This is a genomic window from Amycolatopsis sp. NPDC059235, from assembly GCF_042754125.1.
GTDB lineage: Bacteria > Actinomycetota > Actinomycetes > Mycobacteriales > Pseudonocardiaceae > Amycolatopsis > Amycolatopsis albidoflava.
On record NZ_JBHZAG010000009.1, the window covers coordinates 115,583 to 128,384 of the forward strand.

Genomic DNA, 12,802 nt, shown 5'->3' on the forward strand with positions numbered 1-12,802 from the left:
ATGGAGACCGAACCCGACGCGGACCGGGCCGATGAGCTGGCGACGCTGGCCCGGACGGTGCGCGAGGGCGTCGGGCGGCTGAACTGGCGGATGCGCTTCGAGGCGGGGGCGCCCGCTCCGGGACCGGCCGTGCTGGCGGTGCTTTCGCGGCTGTACCGGGGCGGCACGCACACGCCGGGCGAGCTGGCCGAGGCCGAACGGATCCATCCGCAGTCGCTGACGCGGATCCTGGCCTCGCTGGCCGAACGCGAGCTGATCACGCGCACCCCGGATCCGGCGGACGGGCGGCGGTCGCTGATCGACCTCACCCCGGCCGGGCTGCGGGAGCTGCGCCAGTACTCGATCGCGCGGGAGACGTGGCTGGCTGCGGCCCTCGAACGGACGCTGAGCCCCACCGAACAGGAACTGCTCCGGCTCGCGGCCGGGCTGCTGGCGCGGATCGCGGATTCCTGAGCCCGGGGAGTTCCGGGGCGGCCGCTCCCCACGGCCGTCCCCGGAACTGTGGCGGAAGAGCTCACCTCCCCAGGAGGCCTTCCGCCGCGGGCACGCGGAGCGGTTCCCCCTCGACCGCCCGGCGTTGGGGAGAAGTCTGCCGTCCGGGGACGGGCGCGCGGCAGCGTGAAGTCCCTCAATCCGGGCTGAGTAGGACTACTCAAACGCGGGTATCGGGTCCTGCGGAGTCGCTGGTGAACTCGAAAAGCGGTTCGGCGTCGGCGAGTTCCTCGGCCGAGCAGCTCACGGCGCAGGCGGCGGCTTGGAGGACTTCGGTGAGGACTTCCACTTCGGACGGCGAGACTGTCGCCAGCGCGGGGTTGCGGACGTCCATGCGGCCGGCGAGACCTGCCAAGGCGTGGGAGAGGGCGTGTTGGCCTGCGACCAGCTGGGTGACCACTTCGGATAGTTCGCCGAGGGTGGCCGCTGATCCGTCGCCTCGCAGGAGGGCGGAGAGTTCTTCGGCGCAGGTACGGAGGTGTCCGGCGACGACTGTCGGAGGCAGCGAAAGCTCGGGCAGGTTCTCGTGACCTCGCACCGCGTTCACCTCGCCCCCTCGGTCGGACCTGCCATCCTGCCACCGGAATCGGCTTTGTCGCTTCCGACACCCCGGATGGGTGAGCCCGGATGGCGCAATCCGGCCGGGTCTGCATGCCCTGGCCAGCTGTCCGTGAAGGGCTCCTTGAGGGAATCTGATTCCTTCAAGGAGCCCTTCACGGACCTTCAGGAGACTGCGGTCAGGACGGCGTCGGTGATGGTGGTTCGCCACTGTGGAGTGACGTGGCCGGAACGGGGCGAGAGGGCGAAGGAGTCCACTACCGCGCCGCCCAGGGTTGCGGCTTTTGCCCAGTGGACGTCTGCTTCGGCGCGGCGCAGGGCACTGGCCACGCGGAACAGGAGGCCGATGCGGTCGGCGGCGCGTAGTTCCAGCACGACTGCGTCGGGGCCGCTTGTTTCGTCGTCGAACCATCGGACTACTGGCTTGACCACGGCTGGTGACGAAGTGGCGTAGTCCCGTTCCTTTGCGGCCAGGCGTTGAGTCAAAGGCATCGTTCCGGCGACCGCGCGGGCGAACTGTTCGCGCAGCAGTGCGGGGTCTGGCAGGGAGCCGAACTTCGGCGACGCGGTGAAGACGCCTGCTCGGCCGCGGCCGGAATGTTCGCGCAGGACGGCGGAGTGGACCTCCAACGAGTTCAGGGCCAGGACTCCGGCCGCGGGGGCCAGCAGTTCGCGGTCCGCAGGTACGGCCAGCAGGACGGTGACGACCTTGCCGTGTGCGGAGATCCGGATTTGGCCAGTGCCTGTGCGGGCGGCCTCGGCGACTAGTTCGCGTTGGTCGTCGTCCAACGGCTCGGGCGGGGTGAAACCCTTGCCGTGCACCGCTTCCTCGCAGCCGCTGACCAGTTCGGCCAGGAGGCGGTCCTTCCAGTCGGTCCAGACGCCGGGGCCGGTGGCCAGCGAATCGGCGCGGGTCAGGGCGTGCAGGAGTTCCAGCAGGACGACGTCGCCGTCCAGGGTTTTCACCACGCGCGAGATGGTCGCGGGATCGCCGATGTCGCGTCTGGTCGCGGTGTGCGGGAGCAGCAGGTGGTGGCGGACCATGGCGGAGACGGTCGCGACATCCGCGGGCGGCAGGCCCAGTCGTCGCGCTACCGAGGCGGAGATTTTCGCGCCCAGTTCCGAATGGTCGGCCTCTCGGCCCTTGCCGATGTCGTGCAGGAGCGCGCCGATCAGCAGCAGGTCCGGCCGCGACACGGTGGTGGTGAGTTTCGCTGCTTCGACGCATGCCTGGACTAGGTGCCGGTCGACTGTCCACTGGTGTACCGGGGAGCGCGGTGGCAGGTCGCGTACGGCACCCCATTCGGGGAACAGCCGGGACCACAAGCCGGTGCGGTCGAGGGCTTCGACTGCGTCGACCAGGCCCTCCCCCGCGCCCAGCAGTTCGACCAGCGCGTTGCGGGCGTCGTCCGGCCAGGGTTCGCGGAGTTCGGGTGCGGATTCGGCGAGGGTGCGCAGAGTGCCTGGTGAGATGGGTTTTCGGGTGCGGGCGGAGGCAGCTGCGGCGCGCAGCAGGAGGGCCGGGTCTCGGGCCGGGAGCGCGTCTCGGGCCAGTGCGACCTCGTCGCCGTGCAGGACGACGCCCTCGGCCAGCGGGCGGCGGACGGGGCGTCTGCCGAAGCGTGGGCGTGGTTGCTCCACAGTGGACCGAAGGGCGACGTCGACGGCGTAGGCGATGGTCCGTCCCGCGCCGGAAAGCTTGCGGGCCAGGGTGAATCGGTCGCCGAGTTCCAGTTCGTGCGCGACGACGTCGGCGTCGGCGGCACCGAGGATGTCTCGTTCGCGACGTGACTCGCGGCGCAGTTCGGTGCGGACGTCCAGCAGGAGTTGCTTGGCTGCCAACAGTTCCTCGCCCGGGCGTGCGGTGAGCTGGCCCGCGGCGAGGGCTTCCAGTACGCCGAAATCGCGGAGGCCGCCGCGGCCGTGTTTGAGGTCTGGTTCGGCGGATTGGGCGATCTCGCCGCTGCGCCGCCACCGGGTGTGGACGGATTCAGCGAGCTCCGGCAGGCGTTTGCGGGCGGTGCGCCGCCACTGGTCGCGGGCGGCGGACGCCAGGCGTTCGCTGAGGGCTGGGTCGCCGGCCAGGTGCCGGGCGTCGAGGAGACCTAGCGCGGTGCGCAGGTCTTCCGCGGCGACTTTCAGGGCCTCGCCAGGGGTTCGGACTGAGTGGTCGAGGCCGACTCGCGCGTCCCACAGCGGGTACCACAGGGCGTCGGCGATCTTTCCGATCTCACCGTTTCCGTTGTGCAGCAACACTAGATCGAGATCCGAGTACGGCACCAGTTCGCGCCGCCCCAGCCCCCCTACGGCGACCAGCGCGACACCTGGGTCCGCGGTGTCGACGCCGGCCGCCGTCGCTCCTTTCCCGAGCCAGAACTCGTAGAGATCGACCAGCGACGCCCGCAGTGCGGGTGCTCCGTGCCGTCCTTCGAGAAGCAGCGCAGTGGCTCGGGCGAGTTCTCCCCCGTCGGTCATCGGCTACAGCGCGTCCGTGCCGCGTTCACCGGTGCGGACGCGGATCACCGTCTCCACCGGCGTCACCCAGACCTTCCCGTCGCCGATTTTCCCGGTGTGCGCGGCGGTGGTGACCGCGTCGAGGACCTTCTCGACGACGACGTCGTCCACCACGACCTCGATCTTCAGCTTGGCCACGAAATCCACCGAGTACTCGGCCCCCCGGTAGACCTCGGTGTGGCCCTTCTGCCTGCCGTAGCCCTGGACCTCGCTCACCGTCATCCCGAGCACGCCCAGCTGCTCCAGCGAGGAGCGGACGTCGTCGAGCGTGAACGGCTTGACGATCGCGGTGATGAGCTTCATGCCTTGGTCTCCTCGAGTTTCGTGACGGGCTTGACCGGGAACGTCGCCGAGTGGCCGAGGCCGCCCATGCCGGTGAAGTCGTAGGCGCTCTCCGCGTGCTGGCCCTCGTCGATGCCGCTGACCTCGTGCTCAGTGCTGACGCGGAATCCGCCCGCCTTCTTGATCGCGAAGCCGATGATCAAGGTCATGATGAACGAGTAGCCCAATACCGCAAGCGCGGCGACCACCTGGATGCCCAGCTGCTTGAAGCCGCCGCCGTAGAACAGGCCGTCCGCGCCCGCCGAGTTCACGCTCTTGGTGGCGAAGAACCCGATCAGGATGGTGCCGACGAGACCGCCGACGAGGTGCACGCCGACGACGTCGAGGGAGTCGTCGAAGCCGAAGCGGAACTTCAGCGAGATGGCCAGCGCGCACAGCACTCCGGCGATCAGGCCGATCGCGATCGAGCCGAGCGGGCTCACGAAACCGCAGGCGGGCGTGATGGCGACCAGACCGGCGACCGCGCCGGAAGCCGCGCCGAGCGTGGTCGGCTTCCCGAACTTCAGCTGTTCCACGACCAGCCAGCCGAGCACCGCGGCCGCGGTCGCGACGGTGGTGTTGGTGAACGCGACGCCCGCGAGGTCGTTCGCGCCGAGGGCCGAACCGGCGTTGAAGCCGTACCAGCCGAACCACAACAGCGACGCGCCGAGCAGCACGAACGGGACGTTGTGCGGACGGCCGGTGTCCTTCGGCCAGCCCTTGCGCTTGCCGAGCACCAGCGCGAGGGCGAGACCCGCGGCGCCGGCGTTGATGTGCACCGCCGTGCCGCCCGCGAAGTCGAGCGCCTTGAGCTGGTTGGCGATCCAGCCGCCCACCGCGTCCTTGCCGGTGAATCCGTCGAACGAGAACACCCAGTGCGCGACCGGGAAATACACGACAATCACCCAGATTGTCACGAAAAGCGTCCAGCCCCAGAACTTCGCGCGATCCGCGATAGCGCCGGAAATCAGCGCCGGGGTGATGATCGCGAACATCAATTGGAACATGCAGAACGCGAGCAACGGCAACGCGTCGGGACCCGGCCACGGAACCGCGGGCGGCCCCTCGCTCGCCAGGCCGACGAGCTTGCCGAACGCGTCCGACAGGCCGGCGTAGTCGAAGTTCCCGACCAGGCCGCCGAAAGCGTCGTTGCCGAAGGACAGCGAGAACCCGAAGAGCACCCACAGCACCCCGACTATGGCGAGTGCGATGAAGTTCATCATCAACATGTTCAAAACGCTCTTCGCGCGGACCATGCCGCCGTAAAAGAACGCGAGGCCCGGGGTCATGAGCATGACCAGCGCGGCGCTGATCAGCACCCAGGCGGTGTCTCCGGCGTTCAGCACAATCGTCCTCCCGTGCCGTGGGCAACTGCTGAGGAAGTGTTGGCCCCGGGTGTTTCGCGGGGCTTCGATTCACGTTTCCCGCTCGTGAACTCCGGCGTGGTGGTTGTTACGGGGACGTTTCCGGGGACCGGGGGCGAAGTGTCCGGTTAGGCAACGTCATGGTCGAATTACGCTATGTCATTACCTAACCGGGTGATCGAAGCGCTGCGCTGTTCGGTGTGCGCGGAGCCGGTCGCGCTGGACGGCCGGACGCTGCGCTGCGAGCGGCGGCATTCGTTCGATCTGGCCCGGCAGGGTTACGTCAACCTCCTGCACGCGCGCATCCCGGCGGGGACGGCCGACACCGCCCCGATGGTGGACGCGCGGGCGGCGTTCTTGTCATCCGGGGCGTACGCGCCGCTGGCCGAAGCGGTCGCTGCCGCCGGTTCTGCTCCTGGATTGATCATCGACGCCGGCGCCGGGCCTGGCTATTACCTCTCGCGGGTGCTGGACGACGCGCCGGACGCGGTCGGCCTCGCGCTGGACGTCTCGGCCATCGCGTTGCGGCGGGCCGCGCGGGCGCACGCGCGACTGGGCGCGGCCGTGTGGAACCTGTGGGAGCCGTGGCCGGTGGGCGACGGGGTGGCGTCGGTGGTGCTGGACGTGTTCTCGCCGCGGAACGCCGCTGAGTTCCACCGGGTGCTCGCGCCGGGCGGAAAGGTCGTGGTGGCTTCGCCGTTGCCGGGACATCTCGCGGAGCTGGGCGATCTGGTGCTCGCGGTCGACTCTCGGAAGGAAGAACGACTCGAAGCCGCACTGGGCGGGTTGTTCGTGCGGGAGTCCGGGGTTGAGGTGGTGCGGACTCAGGCGTTCAGCGCGGCGCAGGTGCGGGATGTCGTGGCGATGGGGCCCGCGGGCTTCCATCTGGACCGGGACGGGCGACGGGAGCGGCTCGACGCTGCGACGGGCCGAGAGGTGACGCTGGCGGTTTCGGTGAGCACTTGGCGGAAGCGAGACGACGTGCAGTGACCCGAGTACGCCTGGCCGAACCGGGCGCGTCGTCGGCGTCGGACAGTGCGGGTCGGACCACGTCGTCTACAAGCTCTACCTGGACCCGGAGCACCGCGGCCACGGGGTGGGCCCACGACTCCTCGACGCTCTCGCCGGCCACCTGCCGGAAGGCGTCGACCAACTGCGCATCGAACACTTCGCCGCCAACGAGCGGGCCGCGGCGTTCTACGAACGGGAAGGTTTCGCAGTCGAGCGGATCGAGCCGGACCCCGCCGGTGATCCGGCACTCGCGGTGGTCTGGCGCGCCCGCCCGATCACACTCCGGGAGGAATAGCCGCCAGCGGCGGGGCTGGGTTAGCGTGGCGGTCGATGAGCGAACGTACCTGGGGCTTCCGCACCCGCGCCCTGCACGCCGGCGGCACTCCCGACCCCGCCACCGGGGCCCGTGCGGTGCCGATTTACCAGACGACCAGCTTCGTGTTCGAGGACGCGGCCGACGCGGCCAACCTGTTCGCGCTGCAGAAGTACGGGAACGTCTACAGCCGGATCGGCAACCCGACCGTTGCGGCGTTCGAGGAGCGCATCGCGAGTCTCGAAGGGGCCATCGGCGGGGTCGCGACGGCCAGCGGGCAGGCGGCGGAGTTCCTCACCTTCTCGGCGCTCGCGGAGTCCGGCGACCACATCGTGTCGGCAGCCGGGCTGTATGGCGGGACGGTCACGCAGCTCACCGGCACGCTCGCGCGGTTCGGCGTCGAGACGACGTTCGTGCACGGCGACACCGAGGAGTACGCCAAAGCGGTCACCGACCGCACGAAGCTGATCTACACCGAGGTGATCGGCAACCCGAGCGGCGCGATCGCGGACCTCGCCGGGCTGGCTGATCTCGCGCATTCGCACGACATCCCGCTGGTGGTCGACGCGACTCTCGCCACGCCATACCTCTGCCGCCCGATCGAGCACGGCGCGGACATCGTCCTGCACTCGGCCACCAAGTTCCTCGGCGGACACGGCACGACGCTCGGCGGGGTCGTCGTCGAAGCCGGTACTTTCAACTGGGGCAACGGAAACTTCCCCCGGATGACCGAGACTGTCGACAGTTACGGCGGGCTCAAGTACTGGGAGAACTTCGGCGAGTACGCGTTTTGCACGCGGCTGCGCGCGGAGCAGTTGCGCGACATCGGCGCGGTGCTGTCGCCGCATTCGGCGTTTTTGCTGCTGCAGGGCGTGGAAACGTTGCCGCAGCGGATGGACGCGCACGTCGTCAACGCGCGGGCGATCGCCGAGTACTTGAACGCGGACCCGCGGGTCGCGTGGGTGTCGTACGCGAGGCTGCCGGATCATCCGGATCACGAGCGGGCCGCGCGGTATCTGCCGCAGGGGCCGGGCGCGGTGTTTTCGTTCGGGGTGAAGGGCGGGCGCGCGGCGGGCGAGAAATTCGTGGAGTCGGTGGAGCTGTTGTCGCACTTGGCGAACGTCGGCGACGCGCGGACGTTGGTGATCCATCCCGCGTCGACGACGCACGCGCAACTGTCCGAGGACCAGCTCGCCGCGGCGGGCGTGGGCGCGGACTTGATCCGGCTGTCGGTCGGGCTGGAGGACGTCGAGGACCTGCTGTGGGATCTCGACCAGGCCCTCGACAAGGCGGTGAACGCATGAGTTACGACGTCGGCGCGGTCGAACGGCGGCGGCTGCTGGGGCGCACGAAATCGGTGACTGTCGTGGGCGCGTCGGCGAATCCGGCGCGGCCTAGCTACTTCGTGGCGACGTATCTGCTGTCTTCGACGCGGTACGAGGTCAACTTCGTGAACCCGCGGCTCGACACGTTGCTGGGGCGGCCGGTGTATCCGTCGCTGGCGGACGTGCCCGGCGAGCTGGACCTGGTGAGTGTGTTTCGCAAGCACGATGACCTCCCCGGGGTGGCCGAGGAGGTCATCGAAGCCGGAGCGCGGACGTTGTGGCTGCAGCTGGGGTTGTGGCACGAACCGGCGGCGGACCGCGCCCGCGAGGCAGGGCTGGACGTGGTGATGAACCGTTGCGTGAAGATCGAGCACGCGCGGTTCGCGGGCGGGTTGCATCTGGCCGGGTTCAACACCGGGGTGATCAGTTCCCGGCGGCAAACGGCACCGTAAACCGGGTGCTGTTCTTCACCGTGCACGTCCAGGCACCTGGCCTCGACGCCCGGCTGGAGGGCGTCACCAACTTCGTGACGGGCCGCGGCCTCGCTCGTTTCCTCGACGGTCTCGACTTCCTCGGCTGGGAAGGCGAGCGACGCTGGGTCAACGCCGACCGGGACCTGCTCGTCTCCGCGACCTACCACTCCGGCGGCCGCGTCGAGCTGGCGTGGACGATCCGGCCGTGGCGGCACTCCGTCTACGGCGAATGGGAAGCCACGGTCACGACCTCGATCGAGGCTGGCGCGGAGAAGGACGATCTGGCCGCCCAGCTGCACGCTTTCCTTACCGCCGAAGGGTTTCCGGTCGAGTACAGCGAACCCGAGTTCAGCTGACCGTCGCCACCAGGAACTCCTCCCCCGCCGTCTCCAACCCGTCCGACCGGCCGGACAGATACCGCTTGTTCAGCTCGACCGCACTGACGTGCTGGACCTCCGCAAAACCGCACTCCCGCGCGAGATCCAGCATCTCGTCCGGCGCGAAGAAGCTCACGAACGGCGTCCCGGCGGCCTTCGCGCCCTTCATCGCCGCTGCTCGCGCCGCGCGGTCGGGTCCGTCCAGGTACTCCTCCGGCATCTGGAACGTCATCGCCACCACGGTGCCCGGCGCGAACCCGGCGAGCGCGCGCAACGTCGCGGCGTTCGCCTCTCGGGTCAGGTACATGCTGACGCCCGTCGACGCCACCACGGCAGGCTTCGCCAGCTCGAAACCGTTGGCGGCCAAGCGTTCCGGCCATTGATCGCCGGATTCGAAATCGACCGGCACGAACCGGTGCGGCGCGGGCAGGCCCAGCGCGGCCAGCCGTTCCCGCTTCCACTCCTGCGTGCCCGGCTGGTCGATCTCGAACACCCGCACGCCCAGCTCCGGCTCCCGCTGCGCGAACGTGTCCAGCCCGGCGCCGAGCAGGACGTACTGCGAGACCCCGCGTTCGCGCACCAGATCCTCGACGAACCGGCTGCGCAGCGCGATTCCCGCGCGGAACCGCTGGGTGAAATCGAGGTCCATGTCCGGCCGGGACCGCCAGTCCGGGCCGGGATCCGCCAGCCGGAGGCCGATCTCGTCGACCAGCGCGTGCGGCGGCGGATCGGCGAGCACGTGCAGCGCGCGCCACAACGCGACGCGCACCGCCGTGTGGTCCGGTTCGCTCACTTCGGGGCCCGCAGGATCCAGGCTCGGCCGTCCGGGTCCCGCACGGTCATCTCGCGCGTGCCGTAATGGGTGTCCTCGAAGGGGGTGACGACGTCGAGCCCCGCGTCGACCGACTCGTCCGGCACCGCCACCACCACGCTCGTGCGCGTCTCCTGGCTTTCGGGGACCTCGGCGACGAACACCGGCACGCCGTCGCCGTTCGACAGCTGGCCCGAGTTGTGGTCGGTCTCGAAATCGAGGCTGAACCCCACGCGCTGCAGGAACTTCGCGGTCTTGCCCCAGTTGTGCGTCTCCATGAAAAGCATGGTGATGCCGTCGCTCACGTCAGCCGTCCTCTCGTTGCTCGGCCGGGGTGTCGAGGTAAGCCCGCAAAGCCGCGGTGACCAGCGCGGACAGCGACTGCTCGTTCTCGATCGCCCGGTACTTCACCTGCTTGATCAGCTCGACCGGCAGGTAGACGTTGAATTGTTTGACCTCTTCACCGGCCATGCCTAGGATGCTAGCAATCTAGCCAGCGGCGGGCAAGCCCCGCCCGCCGCCGCCATGAGAAGGTGGAGGCATGGCGAAACCCTCCGGGCTGCAGATCAGGAACATCATCGCCGCCGTCCTGATGGCTGCCGCGTTCGTGTTCAACCTGGTGACCGGCGGCCCGTGGTGGGTCACCGCGATCGTCGGCGTCGCGGCTCTGCTGTCGTCCTTCTCCGCCTACCTGAACCGGCCGAGCGCGCGGGGCTGATCCTCCGGGCAATCCGGCCCGCACGCTCGGGCAGGAAGCTCTCTCGTTCACCCTTCCTCCGCACGGACGTCGCCTGCGGTTCAGCCGCCGCTGCTCTACTCGGCGCGGCGCGATCGCGGCAGGCGAAGGAGTGTTGGTGGCAGGGAACGGCTTCACCGTCCACACGGACGAGTTGCACAAATTCAGCGAGTACATGGACAAGACCACTGTGCCCACGGTGACCGACTCCGCGAAGGCGGTCGACGACGCCAACGGCGGGGACATCGACGCGTTCGGCGTCGTGCTGGCACAGGTGCTCGCCATTCCCGCGCGGATCGCGTTGAAGGTCGTCTCCGACAATCTGCACGGCGTCGCGAAAGACGTGACCGACAGCGCGGACAAGACGCGCCAGGCCAGCGAGCAGTACAGCAAGGGCGACCAGGACCTCGCGAAGGCGTTCGACAAGTTCAAGCCGGAGCAGGTGAAATGACCGGCGTCGAACCCATCACCGACAAGAACAGCACCACCGGCGCGGGCGTCGCGGACAGCTGGCACAGCGTCGTCTCGTCGATCCAGGAGATCCAGAACCTGCACGGCGGCGACGCGGCCGCGGTCGGCGTCGAGATCGGCGTGTCGATCGTCGGCGCGATCGCGGACACCGCCGCGTTCGTCATGGACCCGTTCGGCAAGCTGATCGCCGCCGGGCTCGGCTGGCTGATCGAGCACATCTCGTTCCTCAAAGAGGGCCTCGACAAGCTCGCCGGCAAACCCGAGGCGATCAACAAGATGGCCGAGGAACTGCACAAGACCGCCGAGAATCTGCGCAACGCGGCGAAGGACCTGGACACCACGCTGCAGAAGACGGTCGCCAACTGGCAGGGCGACGGCGCCGAGGCGTTCAAGAAGAACATCGGCGACCGGCGCGGCCAGATCGACAGCGCCGGGCACGCGGTCGACGCCGCGGGCTACGTGGTCAAGACGACGATGGCCCTGGTTTCCGTGGTGCGCTCGCTGATCCGCGACCTGATCACGACGTTCCTCGGCGACGTCATCGCGACCATGCTGATCGCGCTCGCGATGGCGGCGTTCACGTTCGGCGCGTCGATCGTGGTCGGGGTGGGCAACGTGATCCGGTCGGGGATCTCGCTGGCGCTGACGATGGCGTCCAAGATCGCGCGCGTGGTCGGCCTGGGCGGGCGGACCGCGAGCAGGCTGGCCCAGCTGGCCGAGAAGGTCAAGCCCTCGCGCGGCGGTGGCGGCGGGACGCACGGCGGCGGCAACAACCACGAGATGACCGACCTCAACCCCGGCGGTTCCGGAGGCCACGGCGGCGGGGGCGGCGGTGGGCAGGGCGGCCACGGCGGGAACAACACTCCGCACGAGGACACTCCTGGCGGCAATAACCACCACGAAGACCCGCCGGGCAACAACAACCCGCACGAGGACACCCCTGGTGGCAACAACCACCACGAGGATCAGCCGGGTGGGAACAACCATCACGAGGACACCCCCGGCGGGAACAACACCCCGCACGACGACGCCCCCGGCGGCAACAACCACCACGAAGACAACCCGGGTGGGAACAACCACCACGAAGACACTCCTGGTGGGAACAACCATCACGAAGACGCGCCGGGCGGGAACAACAACCCGCACGAGGAGCGGCCGAACAACCAGCCGCACGAGGACGATCCGTTCGACACCTGGCTCGCCGCGGACCAGCACTTCAACCCGCCGCCCAACCGCCCGCACGACACCCCGGGCGGAAACAACCACCACGAGGACACCCCGGGCGGCAGCGGCAACCACGACAACACGCCAGGCGGCAACACCGGCCACGACAACACCCCCGGCGGGAACAACCACCACGAGGACACCCCGGGCGGGGGCGGCAACCACGAAAACACGCCGGGTGGCAACAACCACCACGAGGACACCCCCGGCGGCAACAACACCCCGCACGAAGACACGCCTGGCGGCAACAACCATCACGACGACCAGCCGGGCAACAACACGAACCACGAGGACAACGCGGGCGGCGGCAACCACGACAACCCCGGTGGCAACCACCACGACGACAACGCCGGCGGCAACAACCACCAAGAAGGCAACCAGGGCGGCGGCGAGCACGGGAACGCTCAGGGCAACGAAGGCGGGACCGGGCGGCCCTCCGGACCGCAGTCGCCGTTCAAGGTGCACGACTTCGGCTGGATGAAGAAGCACGAAGGCTGGCTGGAGAACCTGTGCAACCGTCCCGAGGTCCAGAAGTACACCGGGGGCAAGAACGTCTGGAAAGACATCGTCAAGGGCCCGGACGAGTACTTCAAGACGCACCCGAACCTGTACCCCTTCATGAAGGGGCTGGCCGACGCGAAGAGCAGCAAGAACTTCGTCGGCTGGATGGGCAAGGACGCGGTCAACTTCGACAAGGCGATCACCGACATCCACATGCAGGCCGAGGAATCCTGGAAGGCCTCCGACGAGGAGTGGCGCAAGGAGCATCCGGACCCCGCCGCTGAAGGAAGCAACGCGGAGTAACCCCGGCC

Annotated in this window: 15 protein-coding genes and 1 pseudogene; 9 read left to right on the forward strand and 7 right to left on the reverse strand. The window is 68.9% G+C overall.

Features of this window, described 5'->3' with window-relative positions; genetic code table 11:
• Positions 1 to 453, forward strand: coding sequence for a MarR family transcriptional regulator (locus tag ACFXI3_RS09115; protein ID WP_344286001.1), 453 nt, complete (start codon positions 1 to 3; stop codon positions 451 to 453).
• Between the two features lie 199 nt (positions 454 to 652).
• On the opposite strand, the gene ACFXI3_RS09120 is transcribed toward ACFXI3_RS09115, so the two are convergent.
• The 4 genes from ACFXI3_RS09120 to ACFXI3_RS09135 all read right to left on the reverse strand — a co-directional run bounded on the left by ACFXI3_RS09120 (position 653) and on the right by ACFXI3_RS09135 (position 5,231).
• Positions 653 to 1,030: a hypothetical protein gene (locus ACFXI3_RS09120; RefSeq protein WP_378399112.1), complete on the reverse strand. Its 378-nt coding sequence runs from the start codon at positions 1,028 to 1,030 to the stop codon at positions 653 to 655.
• Positions 1,031 to 1,215: 185 nt separating this feature from the next.
• A complete protein-coding gene (locus ACFXI3_RS09125; RefSeq protein ID WP_378399114.1) occupies positions 1,216 to 3,525 on the reverse strand; it encodes a [protein-PII] uridylyltransferase in 2,310 nt (769 codons plus the stop codon).
• A gap of 3 nt (positions 3,526 to 3,528) precedes the next feature.
• Positions 3,529 to 3,867 carry a P-II family nitrogen regulator gene (locus ACFXI3_RS09130; protein ID WP_043827775.1) on the reverse strand — a complete coding sequence of 113 codons (339 nt, stop codon included), beginning with the start codon at positions 3,865 to 3,867 and terminating at the stop codon, positions 3,529 to 3,531.
• Positions 3,864 to 5,231 (reverse strand): ammonium transporter, encoded by a 1,368-nt coding sequence (locus tag ACFXI3_RS09135; protein WP_344285998.1) that lies wholly within the window; start codon positions 5,229 to 5,231, stop codon positions 3,864 to 3,866. Before ACFXI3_RS09135 ends, ACFXI3_RS09130 begins: the two co-directional genes overlap by 4 nt.
• A gap of 174 nt (positions 5,232 to 5,405) precedes the next feature.
• Here ACFXI3_RS09135 and ACFXI3_RS09140 point away from each other — a divergent pair, with 174 nt between their 5' ends.
• From ACFXI3_RS09140 to ACFXI3_RS09160, 5 genes and pseudogenes are all read left to right on the forward strand, one after another.
• Complete coding sequence (locus tag ACFXI3_RS09140) at positions 5,406 to 6,239, forward strand: putative RNA methyltransferase (RefSeq protein ID WP_378399116.1); 834 nt, start codon at positions 5,406 to 5,408, stop codon at positions 6,237 to 6,239.
• 31 nt (positions 6,240 to 6,270) lie between these two features.
• Positions 6,271 to 6,555 (forward strand): annotated as a pseudogene (locus ACFXI3_RS09145) (GNAT family N-acetyltransferase); the annotation flags it as partial.
• A gap of 35 nt (positions 6,556 to 6,590) precedes the next feature.
• Positions 6,591 to 7,877, forward strand: coding sequence for an O-acetylhomoserine aminocarboxypropyltransferase/cysteine synthase family protein (locus ACFXI3_RS09150; protein WP_378399118.1), 1,287 nt, complete (start codon positions 6,591 to 6,593; stop codon positions 7,875 to 7,877).
• Positions 7,874 to 8,350, forward strand: coding sequence for a CoA-binding protein (locus tag ACFXI3_RS09155; RefSeq protein ID WP_378399120.1), 477 nt, complete (start codon positions 7,874 to 7,876; stop codon positions 8,348 to 8,350). Before ACFXI3_RS09150 ends, ACFXI3_RS09155 begins: the two co-directional genes overlap by 4 nt.
• A 5-nt stretch (positions 8,351 to 8,355) precedes the next feature.
• Complete coding sequence (locus ACFXI3_RS09160; RefSeq protein ID WP_378399122.1) at positions 8,356 to 8,727, forward strand: DUF6228 family protein; 372 nt, start codon at positions 8,356 to 8,358, stop codon at positions 8,725 to 8,727.
• On the opposite strand, the gene ACFXI3_RS09165 is transcribed toward ACFXI3_RS09160, so the two are convergent.
• From ACFXI3_RS09165 to ACFXI3_RS09175, 3 genes are read right to left on the reverse strand one after another with little or no spacing between them, the layout of a single operon-like run.
• Positions 8,720 to 9,541, reverse strand: a complete 822-nt coding sequence (locus ACFXI3_RS09165; RefSeq protein ID WP_344285993.1) for a class I SAM-dependent methyltransferase — start codon at positions 9,539 to 9,541, stop codon at positions 8,720 to 8,722. The two genes, ACFXI3_RS09160 and ACFXI3_RS09165, sit on opposite strands and share 8 nt — an antisense overlap.
• Positions 9,538 to 9,864, reverse strand: coding sequence for a VOC family protein (locus tag ACFXI3_RS09170; RefSeq protein ID WP_344285992.1), 327 nt, complete (start codon positions 9,862 to 9,864; stop codon positions 9,538 to 9,540). The genes ACFXI3_RS09165 and ACFXI3_RS09170 overlap by 4 nt, the downstream gene beginning before the upstream one ends.
• A 1-nt stretch (position 9,865) precedes the next feature.
• Positions 9,866 to 10,030, reverse strand: a complete 165-nt coding sequence (locus ACFXI3_RS09175; RefSeq protein WP_344285991.1) for a ribbon-helix-helix protein, CopG family — start codon at positions 10,028 to 10,030, stop codon at positions 9,866 to 9,868.
• Between the two features lie 70 nt (positions 10,031 to 10,100).
• On the opposite strand from ACFXI3_RS09175, the gene ACFXI3_RS09180 reads away from it, so the two are divergent.
• From ACFXI3_RS09180 to ACFXI3_RS09190, 3 genes are all read left to right on the forward strand, one after another.
• Positions 10,101 to 10,277, forward strand: coding sequence for a hypothetical protein (locus ACFXI3_RS09180; protein ID WP_167441866.1), 177 nt, complete (start codon positions 10,101 to 10,103; stop codon positions 10,275 to 10,277).
• 136 nt (positions 10,278 to 10,413) lie between these two features.
• Positions 10,414 to 10,746 carry a type VII secretion target gene (locus ACFXI3_RS09185; RefSeq protein WP_344285990.1) on the forward strand — a complete coding sequence of 111 codons (333 nt, stop codon included), beginning with the start codon at positions 10,414 to 10,416 and terminating at the stop codon, positions 10,744 to 10,746.
• A complete protein-coding gene (locus ACFXI3_RS09190) occupies positions 10,743 to 12,794 on the forward strand; it encodes a hypothetical protein (RefSeq protein ID WP_378399124.1) in 2,052 nt (683 codons plus the stop codon). Before ACFXI3_RS09185 ends, ACFXI3_RS09190 begins: the two co-directional genes overlap by 4 nt.
• Positions 12,795 to 12,802: the final 8 nt, after the last annotated feature.